General features: G+C 59.5%; 17 protein-coding genes. 2 read left to right on the top strand and 15 right to left on the bottom strand.

Translation table 11 applies throughout. The features are described from left to right. Positions 1–126 precede the first annotated feature (126 nt). The 14 genes from DU29_RS01000000129550 to glgA form a co-directional block, all read right to left on the bottom strand. Positions 127–2,976, bottom strand: a complete 2,850-nt coding sequence (locus DU29_RS01000000129550; protein WP_050483082.1) for an RHS repeat domain-containing protein — start codon at positions 2,974–2,976, stop codon at positions 127–129. A 196-nt stretch (positions 2,977–3,172) separates the two neighbouring features. Next, positions 3,173–5,779 carry an autotransporter family protein gene (locus DU29_RS0107050; RefSeq protein WP_028621110.1) on the bottom strand — a complete coding sequence of 869 codons (2,607 nt, stop codon included), beginning with the start codon at positions 5,777–5,779 and terminating at the stop codon, positions 3,173–3,175. Positions 5,780–6,019: 240 nt separating this feature from the next. Then, positions 6,020–6,820, bottom strand: coding sequence for an endonuclease/exonuclease/phosphatase family protein (locus DU29_RS0107045; RefSeq protein WP_028621109.1), 801 nt, complete (start codon positions 6,818–6,820; stop codon positions 6,020–6,022). 294 nt (positions 6,821–7,114) lie between these two features. Continuing rightward, positions 7,115–7,873, bottom strand: a complete 759-nt coding sequence (locus tag DU29_RS0107040) for a PIG-L deacetylase family protein (protein ID WP_028621108.1) — start codon at positions 7,871–7,873, stop codon at positions 7,115–7,117. A 121-nt stretch (positions 7,874–7,994) separates the two neighbouring features. Further along, positions 7,995–8,654: a glycosyltransferase gene (locus tag DU29_RS0107035; RefSeq protein ID WP_028621107.1), complete on the bottom strand. Its 660-nt coding sequence runs from the start codon at positions 8,652–8,654 to the stop codon at positions 7,995–7,997. After that, positions 8,651–9,250: an SAM-dependent methyltransferase gene (locus DU29_RS0107030; RefSeq protein WP_028621106.1), complete on the bottom strand. Its 600-nt coding sequence runs from the start codon at positions 9,248–9,250 to the stop codon at positions 8,651–8,653. Before DU29_RS0107030 ends, DU29_RS0107035 begins: the two co-directional genes overlap by 4 nt. After that, positions 9,247–10,005 (bottom strand): PIG-L deacetylase family protein, encoded by a 759-nt coding sequence (locus DU29_RS0107025; protein ID WP_028621105.1) that lies wholly within the window; start codon positions 10,003–10,005, stop codon positions 9,247–9,249. Before DU29_RS0107025 ends, DU29_RS0107030 begins: the two co-directional genes overlap by 4 nt. Continuing rightward, on the bottom strand, positions 10,002–10,991 hold the full coding sequence (locus DU29_RS0107020; protein ID WP_028621104.1) for an acyl-CoA dehydrogenase family protein: 990 nt from the start codon (positions 10,989–10,991) through the stop codon (positions 10,002–10,004). Before DU29_RS0107020 ends, DU29_RS0107025 begins: the two co-directional genes overlap by 4 nt. 1 nt (position 10,992) lies before the next feature. After that, complete coding sequence (gene glgX, locus DU29_RS0107015; RefSeq protein ID WP_028621103.1) at positions 10,993–13,152, bottom strand: glycogen debranching protein GlgX; 2,160 nt, start codon at positions 13,150–13,152, stop codon at positions 10,993–10,995. A gap of 124 nt (positions 13,153–13,276) precedes the next feature. Then, on the bottom strand, positions 13,277–13,609 hold the full coding sequence (locus DU29_RS0107010) for a DUF2934 domain-containing protein (RefSeq protein ID WP_028621102.1): 333 nt from the start codon (positions 13,607–13,609) through the stop codon (positions 13,277–13,279). 21 nt (positions 13,610–13,630) lie between these two features. Further along, positions 13,631–16,396, bottom strand: coding sequence for a malto-oligosyltrehalose synthase (locus DU29_RS0107005; RefSeq protein ID WP_028621101.1), 2,766 nt, complete (start codon positions 16,394–16,396; stop codon positions 13,631–13,633). After that, a complete protein-coding gene (gene malQ / locus DU29_RS0107000; protein WP_028621100.1) occupies positions 16,393–18,471 on the bottom strand; it encodes a 4-alpha-glucanotransferase in 2,079 nt (692 codons plus the stop codon). Before malQ ends, DU29_RS0107005 begins: the two co-directional genes overlap by 4 nt. Continuing rightward, positions 18,468–20,261 (bottom strand): malto-oligosyltrehalose trehalohydrolase, encoded by a 1,794-nt coding sequence (treZ, locus tag DU29_RS0106995; RefSeq protein ID WP_028621099.1) that lies wholly within the window; start codon positions 20,259–20,261, stop codon positions 18,468–18,470. Before treZ ends, malQ begins: the two co-directional genes overlap by 4 nt. A gap of 12 nt (positions 20,262–20,273) precedes the next feature. Continuing rightward, positions 20,274–21,860 carry a glycogen synthase GlgA gene (gene glgA, locus DU29_RS0106990; protein WP_028621098.1) on the bottom strand — a complete coding sequence of 529 codons (1,587 nt, stop codon included), beginning with the start codon at positions 21,858–21,860 and terminating at the stop codon, positions 20,274–20,276. Positions 21,861–22,435: 575 nt separating this feature from the next. Between glgA and DU29_RS0106985 the strand changes: the two genes are divergently transcribed. Together DU29_RS0106985 and nudC are read left to right on the top strand one after the other, a co-directional pair. Continuing rightward, on the top strand, positions 22,436–23,248 hold the full coding sequence (locus DU29_RS0106985) for a crotonase/enoyl-CoA hydratase family protein (protein ID WP_028621097.1): 813 nt from the start codon (positions 22,436–22,438) through the stop codon (positions 23,246–23,248). Between the two features lie 6 nt (positions 23,249–23,254). Continuing rightward, positions 23,255–24,085 carry an NAD(+) diphosphatase gene (nudC, locus tag DU29_RS0106980; RefSeq protein WP_028621096.1) on the top strand — a complete coding sequence of 277 codons (831 nt, stop codon included), beginning with the start codon at positions 23,255–23,257 and terminating at the stop codon, positions 24,083–24,085. Here the strand turns inward: nudC and DU29_RS0106975 are convergent. Next, the gene (locus DU29_RS0106975; RefSeq protein ID WP_028621095.1) at positions 24,053–24,832 is read right to left on the bottom strand and encodes a TSUP family transporter; all 780 of its coding nucleotides are present in this window, start codon (positions 24,830–24,832) and stop codon (positions 24,053–24,055) included. The two genes, nudC and DU29_RS0106975, sit on opposite strands and share 33 nt — an antisense overlap. Positions 24,833–24,965: the final 133 nt, after the last annotated feature.

The raw sequence follows: 24,965 nt of genomic DNA, 5'->3' as shown, positions 1-24,965 counted from the left end.
TGATCGAATGGCGAACGCCAACGGGGGTTCACTCATCTGCCTACTGTAAGACATAACCTGGTGTTGGGCGGTGGTGTGGCATATGCGTCTACACGCTTTCTCACCGGAACCCATATTATGCAGCCGCTAAATAATATGCTTGTGTTGCCCTGCCTTGTAATCCACCTGTTTTAAGAAAAACTTAATGTTTTTCCGTCCGCGGTGGACGCCGGTTACTTTAAACTGCGTAGTGGGCAAAAATACGACTTCTGTTTCAGTAATGCGGGTAAGTAATTTATAGCCTCCATCTACCACCAGTACAACCGGGCTTCTTCCACTTTTGAACTCGTCTTTGTGGCCGAGACTAGTAAACATCGACGCCGTTTGCTCATCAGGGCTAAAAGATGTAAAGCCGCTGGCTTGTACAATGTGCCCCGTATCGATGAAGGGGTTAACTAATGCGCCTCGGTAAACCGCGGTTTCAGGTGCTCGTTCGACAAATGTTGCCTTCATAAGGTTGATAGTGCGTCTTGGATCATCCTGATGTGCTCCCAATAATGTCATTGCCGGAGTAAAACACTGTTGATCAATTTCTGTAGTCATCTTAATTGAAGAGTCACCTAGATTGGACCCCAGCTCCTTACGGGCGTCCCTTTCTGCTTCGGATAATGTAAGTCTTTCCTGCACGGCTTTACCTAGGAGATGGTTTCTTGTGATTGAATTAATGTAACGCGATCCGGCATTGGTAGACCAGAATAAATGAATTCCTTTTCGTTCAGACTCAGTTAGTTTTCTATGATATGTCTTCGCGCTGGTGGGTATTCCAGCGGCAGCCTTGATGGATTCTAAATATAAAGTCGCATCAATGTTTTTTTTGTTTAAATATTTCGAGATAACTTCATTTATTGCGTCTTCAGGCATGTCAGAAAAATTCTTGAGTTGTTCTGCGTATGAATCGATTTCTTGCTGAGTAGGGTTGTTTTTAACTCGTCCGTCCGGATCCATGTAGTTTATTGGGCCATTACCAACCATTGAAAACAGGTTCATACCATCTACGTAGCCTGCCGGGTCCGGATTTATCCACCGCTGTACCCACGGAGCGTAATAACGGAAGCCGTAATAATAAAGCCCTGATACATCGCGCTCTTTGCCGGAGTAACACACGGTTTTGTAACTGGCTTCTATCGCATTTCGACCTGCCCAATAGGCAGTCCCGCCAAACGGGTAATACCACTCCTGGCTGATTAAGTTCGCGGTCTCATCCAGCTCCAGTGCGCTGGATCCGAGGTGATCGTTGAGGTTGTAGCGCATTTGATTCTGCGGCACTTCATCAGGCCGCCCGGCCACGCAGTGCAGCACTTGCACGCTGTTTGTACCGGCATTGACGGTGATGACATGGAGGATTTCACCCGGCTTGCCATGGGTGCGGATTTCCAGGCCTGGCAGGTAGCGCACTTCGCGAGTGATAGTGCGGGTGCCGGTTTGGCTCACATTCACCTTGCGCACCCGTTGGCCGCCACCGTCGTAGATGTAGCACTCACCATCAGCCTGGCCATTTTTTCGCACTATGAGCTGCACGGCGCGCAGTTGATTGCGCAGATCCCAGCCCAGTGGCTCGCCCGCCTGCAACTCCAGCAAGTTTCCGTTCGCGTCAAAACCATTGACCAACTCTTCTTCGGTCAAAGGCCGGTTTTGGCGTTCGGGTAGACAGCGGTTGCTATAGCGATCACGCGTCAATGTGCGGCCATGGGCCTGAGCACCCAGGTGCACCAGATCAAGCAAGTTGCCGCCGGCATCGTAATGATAGGTCTGGGTGTAATTGGCGATTTGCCCGGGGTCGGTCGACTGGCTTTGAAAGTCGGGCAGGGCGGGGCCGCTCTGGCCGGTTTTGGCTTCACAACCACAGGCTTCGATCAATTGATCAAGCGTGTCGTAGCGATAAGTTTTGGTCGGCTCGATGCGTTGGTTGTTGAAATAGCGGATCGGTTGCGCAGCGTCTTCAATGCTCAGCGCGTTGCCCACCGCGTCATATCGGTATTTCAAAACATGCAGCGGCGTGCCATTTGCTTTGTGTGCGCTCAGTTCGGTCAAGCGGCCGTTGGCCTCGTCATAACGGCGGCGGGTGATGACGCCGTTGCCAGCGGTTTCCGAATGAATCTGGTCCATGACGTCGTAATCGATGTCGCTGACGAGCAATTTCTCGAGCTGGCCTTCGCCGGCCAAGGTCAAGCGAGCGTGCTTCAATTGCCCGGCGACGGTGTAGGCGAGAATCTGGCGGTTATGCAGCGCATCGGTTTGCTCAAGCAGTTCGCCAGTCGCAGCAAACTGGTAAGAGGTGATCGCGCCGTCGTCGGTTTCCAGGAGGGCATCTCGATCGGCGGCTGGCATCGGCCAGTCTGGAGGATCGGTCTGGAGCAAAAACCGACGCGTGTGTTTAAGCAGCTGGCCGGCCATGTTCAGGTCGCTGACATGAACGGTGCCCGCCGGGTCATCATGCCGCATCAACTGCCCACACAAATTGTGCGCAATGGCGTCCGCCCCGACATCGGCATACGTAAACCGCTCCAGCGTGTGCTCTGCGACATCCAGGCCACTTTCGCGCACGGCCAACGGTCGTAACAATTGATCATATTCAGTCAACGAACGACTGCCACGCCCGTCCCAATGCTCAACAATTTGGCCAGAGCCTCCCGTCAGCACAACCCGCCGACCGGCGTCCACACTGTCAGTCAGCAGCACAACCCCGGACAGGCTCGCCACCTGCGTCACATTGAACGGCGTCAACAGATCAGTCTTGGCCAGCTCAAACAGATAAGGATCACGGCTTCCCAACAGACGACCCACCGCATCGAACCGCTGCGAAGTCACCTGCGTATCAATTGGATCGCGCGGCTCCCGTCGATGAAACTGCACCGACCGAACCATCAATTCACGCGCATCCGACACCTGAAGGCTGGGCGTGCCGGTATGCGCGTAGGACAAAGCGGCTGTTGGCATCCGTGCTGGCCTTGGTCAAGAGACAGACCGTCACAGTGCCCGGCCGCCGGGTCTCTGCCTACTGTTAGAAATAACAGGTCATCGCGGTATTTTCGCTCCGACCCGCCCACTCCATGAATTCAGTTCGCTGGCGGACGCGTTGCCAGATCCGGCATGCGGCGTGTCTACCGTAAAGCGTTGAGCCGGTACGTGATGGTTACCAACTAATTCTCACGCCCATACTGCCGAAAATGCCGCGCATCTGCTGGCTGTCAATATTGCTGGTGTAGTCGAGGTTGGAGTAAACGCTGATGTCTTTAGCAATGCTCAGGTTCATGCCTATGCCGATGTCAGCGGATGAGGATTTCTGCTCAGTAGTCACTTCGTCGACATTGTCGAACGTCACCGTGTCAGTGCCCGACAAGGTGCGCCACAGGTTGACCCGCAGGTAGGGTTCGAACGGACGGTCACTGATCTGGTAGCTGCCTTTGAGCCGTGCGCCCAAGCGACCGGTCCATGCGCCGTCGGAATCGAATGCGACTCCGGAAATCCCGTCGTTCTGGCTGTCCAAAGAGATTTTTTGGTGGATGATTTGCACCTGGGGCTCAACCACCCATTTGGCAGTCAGGGCAAATGGATAACCCGCTTCGCTGGACAGCGTCAGCCCGTGACCCCGAGTGTCGAGTTTAAGGCCGCGTTCTGAGCGGTTTTCGCCATCAAAACGGGTCGCCATGATCACGTTATCGAAGTACCAGCCGTCGACACCCACTAGCGTCCAGTACAAGCCGACATGATCGCCTCGTAGATCGATCTTGCCTGCGCGCTTGTCTTCAAAACCCTCGTTGAAGCCGTCGACTTGGCCCTTCATTTCAGTATGCCCTACAAAAAAACCGGTGCGCTGGGTTTGCCCTCCAGGGGTTTGTGACCCATAAATGTCATTGCCGACCTGAAAGCCTTTGATTGAACCGTCGAATTTCGGCGTCACCGTACCGGACCATGTCTGGTCGAGGTCCTTGCCGTAGGCCCGGCCCCAGCCCGCGCCGAATGCCCCGGTTTCGGTGAGCAGGCGTTGGTCGCCCTGGCGATCATGGAAAGTACCGAGCGCCATCAGCGTCAATTGGGCAGCGGCAGGGGGCAGCACTGACCAATTGGGGACTTCCGGGCGATACAGCGCAATCGGTGCAGCACCGGGTACAGCCTCGGGTAGCGGAGGAAGAGATGCTGGCCGTGGCAGCTCGGGACTGCCTGGTTCAGGCGCGGGCGGTGGCGGGGCGAGGGCGGCAACCGGCACGGGAACCACCGGTACCGTGATCGGCGGCAATGTTGGGTCCGGACTGGGAATAGTCGTTACCGCCGGAGCAACAACCGCCGAGCGCAGGTACCAGCTGTTTTGGCTGCCCTCAGTAACACCGCCTTTGAACAGACGATAATCGAATGCACCTGCGGAAATGAGGCCACCATTGAGCGCGAAGGCCGTGTTGTTGCTGACCGTCGCGCCTTGCGCGTCAACCAGCTGGATGCCGTTTTGTAGCGTCAACCCGCCGGCGCCGCCCAGGTTCTCTACTGTAATCACGGTATTGCCGGTCAAAGTGCCGTTATTCACCACCAGCTTGTCGCTCGGTGAGCTGTCGTCACCCAGCACGCTTTGCAGCAGCAGTTTGCCTCCGTTGCCCACGTAGTTGCCCTGTACCGTCAGCGTGTCATCGGTGTGCAAATTGCCTGTGGTGAGATTAATGGTGCCGGCGTTGTTCAGAGTTGCCAGTTGGCCTGCGGTGAAGGCGCTGATGCTGCCCTGAGCAGAGGTCATGGTGCTGCTGCCATCAATGTTGAACACGCCTGTGCCGCTAACGTTGTCGCCCATCTGGAAAACGCCGTCGAGATCGAAGTTGGAGCCGCTGTTCAGATTGACCGTTTCCCAGTTGACATAACGCGCGGCGCCCGCCGAGGAGGAGGTGTCGAAAGTCAAAACGTCGTTGCCCGTACCGCCGTTGATACTCGGCGTCCGTGCAAGTGTAGTTTCGGTCAGATTGCGCAACGTCGCGCTGTCGTTGCCGGCGTCCAGCAGAATCGCCGAGAGAACCGTGCCACCGTTGCCCCAGACAAACGTGTCATCGCCCGCACTCGCGCGAATTTCACCAGCGATTTCGCCACCTGTCAGCGTGATGCTGTCGTTGCCGCCGCTGACAGACACATTGCCGCCAATGCGGCCGCCGGAGACGATGATGGTGTCGGTACCGAACCCGGTTACCAGATTGCCGAAAATCTCACCGCCCGAGAGGTCAAACAGGTTGTTATCGAGTTTCATGTCAACCCGGCCAATCGTGCCGTCGGTCATTGTTGCGCTGTCGCCGTCCTCAAATGCGCCGGTGATGGTGCCCCCGGTCATCAGGAAAGTGTCGCGGCCGTCGCCTTGGGCAAGGGATAGAATAACACCGCCGCTCATGAAGAAATTGTCGATGCCATTGCCCTGGCTGACTGCCCCGGTAATCTGGCCGGAGGTGATGGTGAATGTATCAGCGCCGTCACCTTGAGCCAGTGCGCCAATCACTGTTCCGGAGTTCATGCTGAACGTGTCGCTGCCGCCGCCGAAAACCACGTTACCGGTGATTACGCCGGAGCCCTTGGCAGGAAAAGTCAGGCTGTTGTTGCCCAGCAGATCGGTCAGCGCGCCGCTACTGGCGCTGTCGCACACGTAATTGTCGTTACCGGCGGTGGGGACCAGCGTGCAGGCCGCCTGTGCCGGTTGCGCCCAAGCGGTGCACAACCAAATGGAAACAGCGCAGGCGCTGCAGCGATAGTCGGGCCGGGTTGGCAAAAAGATCATGCTTGTCTCCGCAAGTGAGTGCCGTCCATACCTGACGCTTACTGAGTGGCATCGGGGTGTTCGTCAGCACGATTTGCGAGACAGCTACGGATAACTAACTACCCGAAAGGGAGGTTTCGGCAATCGGCTACGGTGAGTCACGCGTCCATGTATAAAACTTACGAGAACAACTCACCGTAGCTATAGAGATCCAGCAAACCTACTGACAGAAATGACAGTAGCTCATCTGGTGAGATCTGCTCATAGATGAACTTCAACCGCCAAGGGCAAATGGTCCGACAAATGCGTCCATGGTTTATTGCCCAATATCCGCGGGTTGTGGCTGCTGGCGTTGCGCAGGTAAATCCGGTCCAGGCGTAACAAGGGGAAACGTGCCGGGTACGTTTTCGCCGGACGGCCGTGGTGGCGCTCGAACGCTTCATGCAAGTAATTGCGGCGGGCGAGGGTGGCGTTGCCTTGCAGCTGCCAGTCATTGAAATCGCCAGCGATAATCACCGGCGCATCATCGGGCAGCGATTCGAGCAGTTGGCACAACAGCTGAAGCTGCAACTGGCGATGGCTCTCCAACAGGCTCAAGTGCACGCAGATCGCATGGACTTCGGCGTGCCCCGGTACGTCCAGAACGCAATGCAGAAGCCCACGACGCTCGGGGCCGGTGATGGAGACATCTAGATTGCGGTATTCACGAATGGGATATTTCGACAGCAGTGCGTTGCCATGATGACCATCAGGGTAAACGGCATTGCGACCGTAGGCGAAGTCGCTCCACATACTGTCGGCGAGGAATTCGTATTGCGAGGTCTGCGGCCACTCATTGAAGCGGTTGGAATGACGTTCATGTTCGCCGACCACTTCCTGCAGAAACACCAGGTCCGCCGAAGTGCTGCGCACTGCCTCGCGCAGTTCCGGGAGGATGAAGCGCCGATTGAACGCGGTGAATCCTTTATGAGTGTTGACCGTCAGCACCTTGAGTCGATGAATCGCCGATTGCGCGTCCAACGCTACGGGTTCGATGGCTTGCGGCTTGGAATCACTGGTCACGTTCACTCCTCTGGATCAGGCTTGCTTATGCATGCGACTGATCCGCGGGCGAGCAGTTCAGCGTGATTCGTCGTGACGCCGCGAACCTCCCGCAGCGGCGCCCACCCCTGTAGCGGCTGCCGAGCCTGCGAGGCTGCGTCCGAGGCCGAAGGACTCGCGGCACCAGGCGACTCCGGCTGCCAGGCACATTGCGTCAGCCGGTTCAGGGCTTCTGCGTCTGAACGTGCCTGAGCCGGACGCAGCCTCGCAGGCTCGGCAGCTGCTACAGGTGGTATATGCGTTACAGGGGTTGCATCAGACAAAAACGATTTCATACGGCAAGCGCATGCGTTCCAGCAGCACTGGCGGAATTAGCGGGGCAATGCCGATGGCGGGTTCGCCGTCGAGCTGGGTGGCGTAAGCGTGGGTGGCGTGGCTTTTGCGGGCCACCGTCCAGGTGTCCAGGCGCAGCTTTCGGGCGCGATGCCAGGGAATCTGCGCTTGATCGCGGGCTGCCCAGTGCCACGCCCAGACAGGCACTTCATTGCAAATTGCCCCCACTGAGGCAGCGGCCAGAGCGGCGGCACGGCCTACAGCCTCGTGGTCGCAATTGCCGTCGCCGGACCAGGTAGTGAACACCACATCGTCGGGACGCAGGTAGCGGGCGATAAATTGCGTCAGCTCGTCTTCCCGCTCGTTCAAGGCATTGTCGGTAAACCCGCCGCGAATCCACTTCAAGCTGTGCATCGGCAGGCCGAGCCGCCGCAGAGCTTCGACGCTTTCCTGCGGGCGGAACACGCTGAGGCGTTTTTCCGACCACTGGCGTGAGCCCGGGTGACTGGCACTGCCGTCGGTGATAGAGATGAGTTGCAAGGGATGGCCCAGCGCGCTGAGCAGTTGCAGCAGCCCCCCGCACGTCACCACTTCATCACCCGGATGGGGCGCGATGACCACCGCACGTGCACCTGGAGAAACAAGGCTGCGGGTGCTGATCACAGGAATGTTGTCGAGTTGAGCCGCGTGGTTCCAGATTTGTGGCGCGAGGCTGGCGTCATTGCTGGAGACAGGTTTCATGGGTCTACGTCCTTGTATCAATTGATTGCGAAGTGCCGTGCTCCAAACCCTGGATTGCGGCGAGCAGAGTATTGCTCAAGTAAGGCAATTCGTCGCCCTAATGTTCTACCTGTTTCGTTTTTCAGCCGACTTGCAGCATCCCCCGCAGATAATCACCGAAACCGCCACGAGCCCGCGCGTCCAGACGTGCGCTGGTCAGCACCTGTGGCCGGTGACTCCAGGCAATCGTCGCACCGCAGCGTTCGAGCTGCCGCACCAGATGCACGTCTTCATGACAGGCCAGAGGCTTAAATCCGCCAGCCCGCCGGTAGGCCTCGGCGCTGATGCCCAGATTGGCGCCGTGGATATGCCGATGCCCTTCACGGGCCTGGTAATGTTGGTGATAACGAATTTGCGCCGCTTCATCGAACGACTCATGCCAGGCATCCACGGTTACCGTGCCGCACACCGCATCGGTGCCAAGGGCCAGTTGTGCCACCAGCCAATCGTGGGCTACCCGGCTGTCGGCATCGGAACAGGAAATCCAGCGCGCGCCACGTTCCAGCAGATACCGGGCACCCACTGCGCGTGCTTCGCCGACGTTACGCGCCTGGATCACCAGGCTGTGCACCGGGTGACTGTTGACGATATCCAGCGAGCGATCGGTGCAACTGTCCAGCACCACCAGCACTTCAACATCTTCACCGTTCAATAACTCGTGCCGGGCTGCCACTAATGCCGCCCGAAGACATTCTTCAAGCAATGCTTCTTCATTGTGTGCCGGGATCAGAACTCCAATCATCGCAAACCCTCAAGCGCCGCCACGGAGCGTGGTTCACGGCTCCAGACTTCCAATAAAAAATCAGCTTCCTGATGCAAAACCAGGCGCGGCAAATGCAGCTGCTCGTGCAACTGGTCATGCACCTGTCGGGCGTTGAGTGGGCAGCCATCGATCGGCGGGCGCCAATGACAGGCCAGCAGTTGACCGTCGGCCGTCAGTGACCGCGCGGCGTGTTCGATCAAGCGGGTCAAATCGTCGGCATCGAGGTAATAGCCGACTTCACTCAATACAATCAGGTCGAATTGCTCGTTTGGCCAATCCTGCGGCAAACGACCCTGGCGTACTTCGGCATGATCGAACAGGCTCAGCCGCGTACGCGCCAGGCTGACCGCTGCCGCTGCAGTGTCGTAGCACAGCAGGCGATCGCAGCGGCCGGCGAGTTCCGCGCTCAGCTCACCGTTGGCGCAACCGGGCTCGAAAATGGCGCGATAGTGTGGTCGGGGCAGGGCAGAGAGGGTGATTGCGCGTTTGCGTTGTTCATACCAGCGTTGCCGGAACGACCATGGATCATCGTTGCCGGCAAACAGTCCGTCGAAATAGCGATCGTCGACACTCATATAAACACCACCTCGAACGGTTGCAGCAAACGATCGACCACATGGGGCGCCAGCACCGGCGGCAAGCCAATCTGCGGATCACCTTCCAGTTGGCTGGCGAAGGCGTGAATAGCGTGGCGCTTGCGCGCGACCAGATGCGGGCTCAACAGAATTTTTCGGGCTCGATCCCAAGGCACCGCGCAATCTTCCGGCGATGCCCAGTGCCAGGTCCACACCGGCAGTTCATACAGCGTGGCGCCCACACGCTGTGCTGCTTCAGCACTGGCGCGGCCCACGGCTTCGTGATCGCAATGGCCGTCTTCGCGCCACGTAGTGAACACCACATCAGCCGGGCGCAAATACCGTTCGATGAAATCGCACAACTCCATCTCGCGTGCTGCGACCTGACTGTCGGCAAAACCACCGCGCAACCATTTCAGGCTGTGCAGCGGCAGACCCAATCGGCGTAAAGCCTCGACGGATTCCTGCGGTCGCACTGTGCTCAGGCGTTCTACCGGCCAGCTCGCGGAGCCGGGATGACTGGCGCTGCCATCGGTCACCGAAATCAGCTGCATCGGCCGGCCGGCAGTGGCGAGCATTTGCAAAAAACCACCACAGCCGAGCACTTCGTCATCCGGGTGCGGTGCGATAATCACCGCACGCGCGCCTTCAGGCACCAGTTGCAGAATGTCGATTTCAGCCAGCTGCGCCAGCTGGCTGGAGCGTTGCCATTGATGCAGCGGCGTACCCTGACCGACGATTGGATTGGCTTTCATAACGTCCATGTTCCGCGCAGTACTTGTTCGCCGAGGGCCGCGAGGTCTCGTTCGGCGTGGCTTTGACGGAGGAACACCGGCAGATCGGCGATCAGCCGGGCGAAGTGCCGATCCTTGCAGTAGGGGCCTGCACCGAGGGCATGGCCGACGTGCAAAATGACCTGCTCGGCCGCCTGTTCGACCACACCGCGGGCGCGGCGAGCCAAGAGTTGCGCATCATCAAGGGGCGCTGCATCAATGGTCAGGGCGCTGATTCGCAAAATTGCCGCAGCCGACTGCAATGCGCAATCGACAGCGCCGAGGTGAGCGAGGGCATGAGGCTCGGGACGTTGCGCACAATGGCTGCGCAGGTACTCAGCGATGCTTTGCGCGGCGCCGTACCAACAGGCGGCGATGCCGATGCCGCCCTGCCAGAAACCGGGTCGTTGCAGGTAATCGCCGGGCTGTCCGATGGCTTGTGCCTCGGCGCCTTCAAACACCACTTCGACACTGCCGGTTGCGCCCATGCCGACCGCTTGCCAACCCTGATCGGTGACGGTCACGCCCGGTTGATCCAGCGCCACTGCAACCAATTGCTGACGGTCCTGATCATCCCAAGCGGTCAGCAGGGCATGACTCAACACCGCTGCGCCGGAACACCAGGCCTTGCGCCCGTTCAGTGTGACCAGATGGCCGTGCGGACTGATTCGAACCCGAGCTTCCGGCGGTTCCGCTGCCCACATGCCCCACGTGCTGCCCGGGGTGGGTGAACCACCGAGTTGCTGGATAATCGCCAGCGCGTCGGTGTGACCTTCATACAGTTTGCACAGCCCCAGATCATGCCCGCCGACCTCGGCCAAACGCTGGAAACGTTCCAGCGTTTGACCGTTACCGGGCAATGGAAGCTGATCGAGACCTGCCTCGACCATCTCCCGCAGGCATTGCCCTAACGCATCGGCGTCAGGGTAATCCGGTGACCAACGCAGCAGAAATGCGTTGAGGTCCATTTCACTCTTCTTCCTCATGCTGCAATTCGAACAGCAGCAACGAACGGCCGGTGACCGAGTATTCGTGACCAAACTCGAAGCGCTCCTGGCCACGAATCGACGGCTGGTTGGTGTCGATCATGCAAGTCCAGTGACCACCGTCCGGCACTTCGGGCAGGGTGAAATTCACCACGTCGTGGTGCGCGTTGACCACCAGCAGCAGGGTCGCGTCGGCGCCCTTGCGGCGAATCCCGGTTTCCTGTGCGCGGCCGTCCATCAACATGCCCAGGCATTTGCCGTGCGCATCTTCCCACTGCTCGATCGACATCTCGGCGCCACTTGGCGCGAGCCAGGTGACGTCCTTGACGCCGATGTCCTCGTTGTAATTGCCCACCAGGAAGCGACCACGACGCAGGATCGGGTAAGTCAGACGCAGCTTGATCAGACGCTTGACGAACTTGAGCAGCGCCTTGCCATCTTCACTGAGGTCCCAGTTGACCCAGCCGATGTCGCTGTCCTGGCAGTAGGCGTTGTTGTTGCCATCCTGAGTGCGCGCAAACTCATCGCCGGCCAACAGCATCGGCGTGCCTTGCGACAGCAACAGCGTGGCGAAGAAGTTGCGCATCTGCCGCTGGCGCAGTTCGTTGATTTCCGGATCGTCGGTCGGACCTTCAACGCCATGGTTCCAGGACAGGTTGTTGTTGCTGCCGTCCTGATTGTTTTCGTCGTTGGCTTCGTTGTGCTTGTCGTTGTACGACACCAGGTCGTTGAGGGTGAAACCATCGTGGGCGGTGATGAAGTTCACCGACGCATACGGACGACGTCCGCGCTGGTTGAACATCTCGCCAGAGGCGGTCATGCGACTGGCGAAATCGGCCAGTTGGCCTTCATCACCTTTCCAGAACGCGCGAACGGTATCGCGATACTGGTCATTCCACTCGACCCAGCCCGGTGGGAAGCCACCGACCTGATAGCCACCGGGGCCGCAATCCCACGGCTCGGCGATCATTTTCACCTGACGCAGCACCGGGTCCTGACGGCAGGCAACGAGGAAGCTGTGACGCTCGTCGAAGCCATCGTGGTAGCGGCCGAGGATGGTCGCCAGGTCGAAGCGGAAACCGTCGACGTGCATTTCCGTGGCCCAGTAGCGCAGCGAATCGGTGACCATTTGCAGCACGCACGGGTGACTCAGATCGAGCGTGTTACCGGTGCCGGAGTCGTTGATGTAGTAACGCTTGTCGTCCGGCATCAAGCGGTAATAAGAGGCGTTGTCGATGCCGCGCATGGACAGGGTCGGGCCCTGTTCGTTGCCCTCGGCGGTGTGGTTATAGACCACGTCGAGAATCACTTCCAGATTGGCTTCGTGCAGGTGCGCAACCATCTCCTTGAACTCGGCAATCTTGCCGCTGGCCAGGTAGCGCGGGTCCGGGGCGAAAAACGCGATGCTGTTGTAACCCCAGTAGTTGGTCATGCCTTTATGCAGCAAGTGCTGGTCATTGACGAACGCGTGGATGGGCAGCAACTCAACCGACGACACGCCAAGCTTGCGGATGTGTTCCAGCACGTCATCGACCATCAGCCCGGCACACGTACCGCGGACGTTTTCGGGGACGGAAGGGTGGCGCATGCTGATGCCGCGCAAATGGGTTTCATAAATGATCGTCTTGTCCCACGGCACGCTGACGCGCTGATCATTGCCCCAGGTGTGAGCCGGGTCGATCACTTTGCACTTGGGCACAAACGGTGCACTGTCGCGCTCGTCGAAACTGAGGTCGGCGTCAGGGTGACCGATGGTGTAGCCGAACAGCGCCTCGGACCATTTGAGTTCCCCCACCAATTGCTTGGCGTACGGGTCGATCAACAGTTTGTTGTGGTTGAAGCGATGGCCGTTCGCCGGGTCGTACGGACCGTAGACGCGATAGCCGTAGATCATGCCCGGATGCGCATCGGGCAGGTAGCCGTGGTAGATCTCGTCGGTGTATTCCGGCAACTCGATGCGCTCGAGTTCTACTTCGCCGGTGTCATCGAAAATGCACAGCTCAACTTTGGTGGCGTTGGCGGAAAACAATGCGAAGTTGACCCCCAGACCGTCCCAGGTTGCGCCTAGCGGAAACGGCAGACCTTCACGAACTCTCGATGGCTCGGCATTGACTTCTGGGGCGGATTTATCGGGACTGCTCATAGGTGCTCCTGCAAATAGGGGGGACATACGCGGCGTGCGTGGCTCTAGGTTTTTTCGAGGGCGAGCGAAGCCTCGGTGGCGAGCGCACTCGCCACGAGTCATTCAGGACAAAAGGGTGAGCGCGTCAGACAGCGGGCGGTTTACGCGCTGCGCGGGGCTTTTTATCTGCCGCTTTTTCGCCGGGCGGAACCACGGAAGAGGCCGCTGCTGGCTTCTTGGCCTTGGCTTTTGGTTCAGCACCCTTGCTATCAGCCACTTTACTGTCAGCCTTTTTCACCGGCGCTTTGCCGGCTGACTTACTGCCGGCAGCCTTAGGCGATTTGCTCGGAGCCAGTGCTTCAGCTTCAGTCAGTTTGCGAGCCATTTCCCAATGGCGGGCTTCCTGGCCCTCGGGTTTGCCTTCCGACTCCCAGATTTGATAAGCAAATTCTCGAACGCGTTTATCGTCAGTACTCATCGCATTGCTCCTGAACTCAACTCAAACTTTGATAAAGACGTTGACGGGGAAACTCCCCAGCGCTGCGCTCACGGCCAGCTCTCTGTGTTCTGTGACTGCGGCGCTACTGAAAAGTCCCTTCAGATTTTCACCGGAGACCGCGAACGGTAACTGCACCCGTGTATCGCCCCATTGCCGCGTGTCGATCTGTGGCTCGGCACTGTCTTCCAGCAACTCGGCGCAACGGATCGGTACGATGACGATGGCGGTTTTGCCTTCCAGCGATCGAGCGAAAGCGAGCACCCGATGCGCCTGGCTGCCGACCACTTCCAGCGCTTCATAGCTGCCATGTCTAAACAGCTCGGCATGCTCGGCGCGCAACTGCAGGGTGCCCTGGATCAGGGTCTGCTTGATCCGCCCGTCCCGCCAATGGCTGACCAGCTCTGGCAGCTGCGTAGCGGGCGGCACGGTTTGCTGGCGAGTGGCGTAATCCACCGGACGGCGGTTGTCCGGATCAACCAGCGAAAAATCCCAATACTCGTTGCCCTGATACAAATCCGGAATGCCCGGTACGGTCATGCGCAGCAAGGTTTGCGCCAACCCATTCAGGGCACCGGGGGCGGCGAGGGCGTTGGCAGCCTCGCCGAGGGCAGTGCGCAGCGGCTCACCTTCAGGGCTCAGCAGCAGGCGTTGCAAAAATTGCTGCGCGGCTTGCTCGTAAGCGTCGTTCGGCGCGCTCCAGCTGCTTTGCAGTTTGGCTTCACGGAGGGCTTTCTGTTGCCACTGCCAAACGCGTTCATTGTAGGCCTTTAGCGCCGCATGATCGTCGCTGCGCAGGTCCAGCGGCCAACTGCCGAGCAGCGCCTGATACAGAAACAGCTCGTCACCGGGCGAGGGCATTTGCTCGTCGTCGCGCAATGGGCGGGCGAGGGCCTGCCACAGCGGCACCTGCTCGGCATACCAGGCACTGCGTTCGCTCAATACCGCCAACCGGGCGCGGGTATCTTCGCCGCGCTTGTGGTCATGGGTCGCGGTGGCGAGCAGGTTGTCCGGGAATTCCTGCAAGCGATTGAGGCAAGCCGCATGGAAATCGGCTACCGGTGCACTGAACTGTTCCGTGCTGAAGCCGACATCGTTGCGCGAGAGCAACACTGCGGAGCGATAAAACGCCGTGTCTTCCACTGCCTTCGCCGCCGCTGGCGAAGTCAATTGCTGGAAGCGCACGCAGGCATGTTTAAGGATTTTGCGCGAGCGACCCACAGGCCGCTTACGCCAGAGCTCACCACCGAGCCAGCGCGCCAGGCAATCGAGCACCGGCCAGTCAGCTTCACCGAGCGTTTGCCGGGCGCCGTCCATGGCTTGCTGGAAGAACACATCGTCTTCGGCTGAACGTCCGCGAGGGCTGATGTAAGTGCGATACACCGGAAAGTGCACAATCAATTCCTGCAGCGCCCGACGGATTGCGCCCAGTGTCAGGTCGCGGGTCATCAGGTCGTCGCGGGCCACTTGCAGCAAGGCCTGAGCGACACTTTCAAAGTCACCGGCGAGCGAGCCGTTGAGAATCTGCTGGCGCGCCAGATGCGCTTCCTGCAGGAAATGCGCAGGACGCTGGCTGATGCTGCTCCACAAATCGCCGAGAATTTCGGCACCGGCCGGGTCGTGTTGCAGCAGCGACACCTGGTTCATGAATTCATAACCGGTGGTGCCATCCACCGACCAGTCGCGGTGCAGAGTTTCGCCTTCGCCGAGAATTTTTTCCACATAAATCGGCAAGTGTCGATCCGGGCACAGGCTATCGACGCGACGACGCAACTTGCGGCAGTAACCGCGCGGGTCAGCGAGGCCATCGATATGGTCGATGCGCAAGCCGTCGATCAGGCCTGCGGCAACCAGTTCGAATATCTTGGCGTGAGTCGCTTCGAACACGGCCGGGCGTTCTACGCGCAACCCCCCCAGTTCGTTGACATCGAAGAAACGCCGCCAGTTGATATCGTCACCCGCCGTGCGCCAACTGGCGAGGCGGTAGCTTTGCCGTTCGAGCAAGGCGTGCAGACGCTCGAAACCTTCAGGCTTGAGCGAATCGTAAGCGCCGAGGGATTGCTCGATGAGCTGGAGAATTGCCGGATCGCTCGCCAGTTCGCGCAGCTCTTCCTTCAACGGCATCGCCAGGTTGTGGGCGTCGCTTAGAAAATTGAGGGCGCTGAACCGCTCCGCAAGGGAATTAAGCGGTCCTTTGTCGACGCGCAACAGCTCGCCGTAATTCATCGGGCAGATCGGAAAGTGGTGGTCGTAATGCTCGACATAAAACGCGCCGCGCTCGGCGTCGAAGCGCAGATGCAACGTGCCGTCCTGCAAGGCGACACCGTAGTCGCTGCCCAGAAACGGCAGCAGCAGCTGGCCTTCCATCAACGGGTCGGGTGAATGCCACTGGATGTCGAAGAACTCGCCATAAGGGCTCAGGCGTCCCCATTCCAGCAAGTCTTGCCACCACGGGTTATCGCCACCGCCCACCGCCATGTGATTGGACACGATGTCGAGGATCAGCCCCATGCCCTGTTCGCGCAGGGCGGCGACCAGTCGGCGCAATGCCGCTTCACCGCCCAGCTCCGGATTGACCCGGGTCGGGTCGACCACGTCATACCCGTGCATTGAGCCTGCACGGGCGGCGAGCAGGGGAGACGCGTAAATGTGGCTGATGCCCAGGCTGGCGAAATACGGCACCAGTGGCACCGCTTGATCCAGGGTGAAATCTTTGTGAAATTGCAGGCGCAAAGTCGCCCGCAGCGGTTTAACAAGTGCTTGATTCATCGGTCACGCTCAGCTGCTTGAAGTCGCGCACAGGCGAGCAATTCCAGGCGCCGTGCGGCGTCCGGGTCATCCAGTAGGTTTTCGCTGTCGCCGGGCAGGCGACGCGACCAGTTGGGGTGTTCGTTAGTGGTGCCGGGCAGGTTGGCCTGCTGTTCGATACCCAAGGCATCTTCCAGCGGCAGCAGCACCAGCGGTGCGGGCGTGTGGCCCAGAAAACGGATGGTTGCGTCGAGTACCTGATCAGTCTCATGGGACTCTTCGCGGAAATTCTGCGGGTCTTCCGCCAACACTCGACGCAGGCCTTCACGCTCGCGTTCGCGATGCTGGCGCCATTCGATCTCACCTTGCGCATCGACCATTCCCAACCGGGCATTCCAGTCAATATCGTGACCGTGCCACCAGCCATTGATGGTCGGCAGGTCGTGGGTGCTGGTGGTCGCCAACGCGTTGTCCGACCAGTCGAGCGTACCTTTGAAATGCGCATTGTCTTGCTCGAACAACATCACGCGCATGCCCAGAATCGAACGGGCGATCAGCTTTTCCTGCAGGCCGTCCGGCACGGTGCCGAGGTCTTCGCCGAGAACAATCGCCTGATGACGATGGGATTCCAGTGCGAGCAGACGAAGCATGTCGTCGATCGGGTAATACAGGTACGCACCGTCAGCGGGCGGCGCACCGTTGGGAATCACCCACAGCCGTTGCAGGCCCATGACGTGATCGATGCGCAAGCCACCGGCGTGCGCGAAGTTGGCCCGCAGCATCTCGATGAATGCACGGAAACCGTTACGCACCAGGCCTTCCGGAGAAAACGCGGAGATGCCCCAGCCTTGGCCGCTGCGATTGAGAATGTCCGGTGGCGCGCCCACCGTCAGTGCGGCGAGCAGCTCATCCTGACGACTCCAGGCCTGGCTGCCGCCACCGTCTGCACCCACCGCCAGATCGGCGATCAGGCCGATGCTCATGCCGCTGCTGCGGGCAGCGGTTTGCGCACGCTCCAGGCAGCGGGTAATCAGCCATTGGCAGAACGCAAAGAAGCCGATGCGTCCGGCGTTTTCTTCAGCAAACTCGGCGAGTGCGTTGCTGCGCGGATCACGCCATTGCTCGGGCCACTCACGCCAGTCCAGGCTTTCACCCTTGGCGGCGCGAGCCTCTTGCACAGCTTCGAAACGGCAGTGATTCTCCAGCGCTTCACCACCGGCATGACGAAAACTGCTGAAGTCCGCATGCAGCGGGTGTTCACCCTGAACAAATCCTTCGTACAACGCTTGCAGCAGTCGATGCTTGGCTTCGGCGGCAACCGGCCAGTCAATCAAGGGCAGTGCTTCGAGTTCCTTGAGTTGCGCGGCAAGCCCGGTCGCGTCAATCGCGGTGCGCAGCGCCCGCTCGCCCAGGATTGCGCCCGGTGCGGCGTACAGGCTGTTGAGGAACAGGCGACTGGACGGCGAGTACGGGCTGTAGCGATGGGTATCGCTGCTGAACATCGCGTGCATCGGGCTGATCGCCAGCGCCTCGGCACCGCGTTCACCGGCCACTCGGGCAAGATTTTCCAGTGCCTGGGTGTCGCCAAAACCGCCATCGCCGGGACGACGCAACGAGTACAGCTGAACGCTCAGACCCCAGGCGCGGGGCAACGGATTTTCCACCGCGTCGCCCACGCTGTAGCAACGCTCCGGGGCCACCGCCAGCGTGAACTCCTGGTCGTCGATGCGCACGCTCTGATACCCGACCGGGATCAGGCCTGGCAGAAACGCTTCCGTGTCCAGCTTCAGGTCGATCCGTGAACCGTCCTCAAGATAGATTTCACAAGGGGTCTGTGGCGCGAAATACCGAGACAGATCAAGGCCGACACCGACGTCCGCGGTCAGCAACGGCGGCAGGTGCCGGGTCTGTTGCACGGCTTGTAATTCGAGCAGGCTGGCGTCGATTTCCATCGCCGTGCTCGCAGGGTGGCCGAGCCCGGTCAAAACGTTGCGTAATACTGCTGGAGCGACTTTCTGTTGGCGACCGTTGGCGTCGATCCAGTCAACGGCCAGGCCAGCTCGGCTGGCGAGTATTTCCAGTTGCGCATCACTCATGGGCGCTCTCCATCCAGGGGTAGCAAAGGGGCTGCGGCCGTGAGGCTGACTAGCGCGCAATACGGGGCAAGCGTGCCCTGATCCAGTAGGACGAACGCCTGCGGCGGATGTTCGAACACCCGCAAAGCCTCGGCCTGTGGGGAGTGGACCACTGGCGTATCGCTGAGGTTCAGGTCGATTCGCAGCTCGCTGCCATTGGTCAGGCGCCAGCGTGCAGACACCGCGCCCTTGCCCAGCACGTCGGCGCCGAGGGCCTCTGCATCGGTCAGATGCGGCACGATGTGTTCGCGGCGCAGTTGCAGCAATTGCCGGTAGAGGTCGTGGATCTCCGATGAGCGCTCACGCAGGTCAGGGCGCGATGCCTCGAACGTCTCCCGAGCATTCGGATCGGGGATTCGCTCACGCTTTTCCGGATCGGCAAAGGCACTGAAAGCCGAGAATTCGTTGCGTCGTCCTTCACGGACCAGTTCTGCCAGTTCACCGTGGTGACTGGTGAAAAACAGGAAGGGTTGCTCTGCGGCGAACTCATCGCCCATGAACATCAGCGGGATCATCGGCGACAGCAACAGCAGCGCGGTCGCAGCTTTCAAGGCATCCGGGTGAGCCAGTTGCGGCAGACGTTCGCCAAAGGCGCGATTGCCGATCTGGTCGTGGTTCTGCAGGAATAGCACGAACGCGCTGGTGGGCAGATGTCCACTAGGTTCACCGCGAGCTTCGCCGTGACGATTGGTATGGCCTTGAAACACGAAGCCCTGGCTCAGGCAACGCGCCAGCTTTTCAGTGGTGTCGTCGGCATAGTCGGCGTAATAAGCGTCAGTCTCACCTGTCAGCAATACGTGCAAGGCGTTATGGCCGTCGTCGTTCCACTGTGCGTCAAAACCTTCCTGCAACAGGCTGGCCTGGTTGTGTTCGTTCTCGACGGTAAGCCAAACCTGCCGTGCCGGATCGATCTGCTCGCGCACTCGTTGCGCCAGCTCTTGCAGAAAATCCGGGCTTTTAATCGCGTGCACAGCGTCGAAACGCAAGCCGTCGAAGCGATATTCCATCAACCACATCAGCGCGTTGTCGATAAAGAAGTCGCGCACTTCGCGCCGCTGGAAATCGATCGCTGCGCCCCACGGGGTGTGCTTGTCCTCGTTGAAGAAACCCTTGGCGTAACGATGCAGATAATTGCCGTCGGGGCCGAAATGGTTGTAAACCACATCAAGCAGCACCGCCAGACCATGACCGTGGGCGGTGTCAATCAGGTGCTTGAGTTGCTCGGGCGTGCCATACGAGGCCTGGGGCGCATAAGGCAGAACCCCGTCGTAGCCCCAGTTGCGGTCACCGGGGAATTGCGCGATGGGCATCAGCTCGATGGCGGTCACGCCTAATTCGGCGAGGCGGGCCAACTGCTTTTCAACTTCGCTGTAGCCGCCGAGAGCACCGACGTGCAACTCGTAGATCACCGCTTCGTTCCATGGCCGTCCCTGCCAGTCGCGGTGTTGCCAGGAATAGGCGAGGGGATCAACCACAATGCTGTGGCGGTCGATATCGCCGTCCTGGGCACGGGAGGCCGGATCAGGCACCTCCAGTTCACTGTCGATCTTGTAGCGGTATCGCGTGCCGGCCGAGCACCGCGCCTCGTTCATGTACCACCCATTGGCCTGAGGCAACAGTGGCAAGGATTGTCCATCCTCCAATTCAACGCTGACAGAAACCGCGTCCGGCGCCCACAAGGCAAAACGCGTGTGTTCAGCGTCCAGCATTATTGCGCCGTGGGGCCAGGTCTCTTGGGTCCGTAACGGCATTTGTAAAACCTCTTACTGTCTGTGCGATTTACCGAGCGCTTTAGCGACGAGTTGTTCATAAAGTTCGGCATAGGGTTCAACGGCTTTGCTCCAGTTGAACGGAGCGGCCATCGCGCGGCAGCGCATGGCGTTGAGCAAATCGGGGTAAGCGAACACCTTGAAGGCCCGGCTCAACGCTTCCTGGTAGCTCTCTACCGTGGATTCGTCGAACAGAAAACCGGTCACGCCATTTTCAATGGTGTCGGCCAGTCCGCCAGTGTTGCGTGCAACCGGCAATGAGCCGAAGCGTTGCGCGTACATCTGGCTCAAGCCGCAAGGCTCGTAACGAGATGGCATCAGCAGGAAATCGCTGCCGGCAAACATGCGCCGTGCATCGGTTTCGTTGAAGCCGATGCGCACGCCGACCTGCCCTGGGAAACGCAGGGCCAGCTCACGCATGGCCTGTTCTTCTTCCGGTTCGCCACGACCGATGATTGCGATCTGGCCACCGGACTTGACGATGTATTCAGTGACGCCTTCGGTCAGGTCCAGACCTTTCTGGTAGACCAGTCGGGAAACCACGGCAAACAAAGGGCCTTTGGACTCTTCCAGACCGAAAAGGTCGCGGACATGCGCGGCATTGACGGCTTTGCCTTCCCAATCGCCAATCTGGAACGGGCGGAACAAGTGGGCGTCGGTCGCCGCATCCCAGCTTTCATCGATGCCGTTAGGGATGCCACTGAGCAGGCCTTGTTGGGTCTTGGCGGCAAGAAAGCCGTCGAGGCCGCAGCCGAAGTCCGGCGTGGTGATTTCCTGGGCGTAGGTCGCGCTGACGGTGGTGATGTGGCTCGAGTAGGCCATGCCGGCCTTGAGGTACGACATCTTGCCGTAGAACTCCATGCCTTCCTGCTGCAAAGCGTGCGCAGGAATGCCGAGCTCCGGGCAGGAGCCCAGGCCGATCACGCCCTGATAGGCGAGGTTGTGGATGGTAAACAGCGTTGGCGTACGCTGCCCGCGCCAGTGCATATATGCAGGCGCCAGGCCCGCCGGCCAGTCATGCGCGTGCACCAGGTCCGGGCACCAGTGAATCTGCGCGAGGTTGGCAGCAATGTCCGCCGCAGCCAGACCGAGGCGGGCGAAACGAATATGGTTGTCCGGCCAGTCGCGACCGTTATTGGCGCCGTAAGGCGAACCCTCGCGCTCGTACAGCTCAGGGCACATCAACACGTAAATGACCAGACCGTCCGGCATGTCCATACGCCCGATCTTGCACGGCGGCAGTGCGGCATGGCCACCCAGCTCACCGATGATGTGAATCGGATTCTCGCTGTTCAGCACTTGCGGATAACCGGGAATCAGCACGCGCACATCATGCAGATGCGCCATGGCGCGGGGCAGCGCTGCGGAGACGTCGCCCAGGCCCCCGGTTTTCACCAGGTCGGCGATTTCCGAGGTGACAAACAAGACTTTCTTTCGATTCGGATTCTGGCTCGGCGTCGGTGTGAGCGTCCGCACACCCGGAACGATCACCGGGATGTTGCTGGTTACGCTCAAAGCGCTCGATTCGCCGACCTGCTGATGAGCACGTTCTCCCTGAATGTCTAAAGCCGCACTGATCATTTGAATCTCCCGTGTTATTGATCTAATTCTGGTCTGGCGAGCAATGGTCCAAAGGCCAATTCCTGTGGCCGGGCGCTAGCGCGACGCATAAGCGCGGCACAAATGCGCTGCGCAGGTGAGCAAACGCTACCCATGCGCTGAAGCAGAATGGCTGAGGTGATGGTTGCAAGGATTGCACCAGTGCAACCCGCCTACCATTAAGAGGACCGGCCACGAACAGCAAAAGTTTCGATTATTTTCGTGCTTTGTGGCTGACCGGTTTAACGCCCCGAAAATCAGTCTAGGCCAGAACATAGAGCGCTGCGGTGCAGATGGCAAAATTGTTCGACAATCGGTTCAAAGCGGTACGGACGTGCCGGATACGGTCGCGATCGCACCGACGAAGGGCGGTTTAATTTTTCCTGCGAGCTAAAAAGTGACTCATTAGTCATGTAAAGGTGCACGTCGGTTTGAGCTTTTCGCACCAACATGAAGCAACATTAAGTCCTGTGTTTGTCCGAAGCGCTGCCTTACTGGTCATCGCCGGTCCTTGGTATAGTCCGGACCTCGTTTTTCTCCGGTAAAGGATCACTGCCATGCCTGGATACACCGCGTTCACCGTCGAACTGGCCGATAAGATTGCCCATGTGCAGATTAATCGGCCGGAAAAAATCAATTCGATGAACGCTGCGTTCTGGAGTGAGATCATCGAGATCTTTCAATGGATCGATGACACCGATGAAGTGCGCGTTGTGGTGCTTAGCGGGGCCGGCAAACATTTCTCTTCCGGCATCGACCTGATAATGCTCGCCGGTGTGGCCAATGAAATGGGCAAGGACGTCGGTCGCAACGCACGGCTGCTTCGGCGCAAGATTCTGGCGCTGCAAGCTTCTTTCAATGCCGTGGACAGTTGCCGCAAACCGGTATTGGCGGCGATTCAAGGCTATTGCCTGGGTGGGGCGATCGATCTGATCGCCGCCTGTGATATGCGCTACGCTGCCGGGGATGCGCAATTCTCGATCAAGGAAATCGACATCGGCATGGCCGCCGACGTCGGTACCCTGCAACGCTTGCCGCGGATCATCGGGGACGGCATGCTGCGTGAACTGGCTTACACCGGGCGCACCTTCGGCGCTGAGGAAGCACGCGAGATTGGCCTGGTTAACCGCGTCTACAGCGACACGGCCAGCCTGCTTGAGGGTGTGATGGGCATTGCCCGCGAGATCGCCGGCAAGTCGCCGATCGCCATCAGCGGCACCAAAGAGATGATCGGTTACATGCGCGACCATCGCATCGACGACGGTCTCGAATACGTTGCCACCTGGAACGCCGCCATGCTGCAATCCAATGATCTGCGCGTGGCCATGGCCGCCCACATGAGCAAACAGAAACCCGAATTTCTGGATTGATAGACCATGACTTCACGCTGGACCACCGCAGTACTGGACACCGATCAACCCGGCGGCTGGGCCGTTGCGCGCAGCCCCGATGGTTTTCTGTTCGATGACAATGGCGCGCTGTTCCCGCGTGAATGGCTCAAGCGTCAGGATGTGTCGGTGCTGGCCGAACATGGCATCGGCCATCTGGATGGCGAGCCGGTCTATCTGCTGGAACTGCGCAGTTCCAGCGAGGTAGCGGGGTGCAACTGGAAAGGGCTGCGGGCGCTCATGCTCGAAGGCGATCACACGCTGTTCAAGGTGCTCGGCTATGCCGCGCAGATCGGCACTTGGGCCCGTGAACATCGCTTCTGCGGAAACTGCGGGCAGGCCACGCATCAAGTCCCGCGTGAGCGGGCCATGTATTGTCAGCCTTGTAATCTGCGCTACTACCCGCGGATTTCGCCGAGCATGATTGTGCTGATTACCCGCGGCGATGAGATTCTGCTGGCGCGTTCACCACGTTTTGTCACGGGGGTTTACAGCACGCTGGCGGGTTTCGCCGAGCCAGGAGAATCCGCCGAGGACTGTCTGATTCGTGAGGTCCGCGAAGAAGTGCGGATCGAGGTGAAGAATATTCAGTACATGGGCAGTCAGTGCTGGCCGTTTCCGCATTCGATGATGCTGGGTTTTCACGCTGAATATGCCGGGGGCGAGATCGTCTGTCAGGAGGACGAAATCGAGGATGCCCAGTGGTTCAACGTGCATGAGCTGCCACCGTTGCCGGCGTCGCGCTCGATTGCACGTTACCTGATTGATGCCTACGTGGCGCGCCGGTCAGGCCACGCTGAACCAGTGCTGCCACGCTAGGCGTACGGTCAGGCCCAGCACCACGGTGATGAATACCGGCCGGATGAACTTCGCGCCGCCACTGATGGCGGTGCGCGCGCCGAAGAACGCGCCGACCATCACCGACAGGCCCATGCTCAGGCCGATGATCCAGTCCACCTGACCCGAGAAGATAAACACCGACAGCGCCGCGATGTTGCTGACGAAGTTCATGCTGCGCGCGACACCGCTGGCTTTGACCAGATCGATCGGGTACATGAGCATGCTGCTCACCGTCCAGAACGCGCCGGTACCGGGGCCGGCCACACCGTCGTAAAAACCAAGGGTGAAGCCTTGGGTTGATTGCCATTTCTTCTTGATCGGAGCGTCGCTGTCCAGAGGTGCTTTGGGTGTGCCGCCGAACAGCAGGTAGAGGCCGCAACCGAATACGATCACCGGGAGCATCTTGTTCAGCCATTCGGCAGGGAGGTAGTGCGCGACCACGGCGCCGGTCAGTGCGCCGATCAGCGTGCCGACGATCGCGTGCATCCACTGTCGGGGATGGAACAGCTTGCGCCGGTAGAAGGTGAAACTGGCGGTGGCCGAACCGAAGGTCGAACTGAGCTTGTTGGTGCCCAACACCAGGTGCGGCGGCAGACCTGCGGTCAACAGCGCTGGCGTGGTCAACAAGCCGCCGCCGCCAGCAATGGCGTCGATGAAACCGGCAATAAAGGCAACGACGGCCAGAATGGCCAGGGTAGTGAGGTCAACGCTGAGTTCGAATGGCATGGAATCGACTTATTCGGCGGGGTGCAGATTTGAGCTGCGGGGAGGGCGGGTATCTTACCTATATCCACATTGGGCGGCGACTACTCAGGCGCCATCGCGGGCAAGCCCGGCTCCCACAGGTTTTGGGCCAGCC

This window comes from Pseudomonas sp. Ant30-3 (genome assembly GCF_000690905.1).
Taxonomy (GTDB): Bacteria; Pseudomonadota; Gammaproteobacteria; order Pseudomonadales; family Pseudomonadaceae; genus Aquipseudomonas.
Note: the sequence above shows the minus strand (reverse complement) of the source record. Positions and strands in the feature narration are given on the sequence as shown.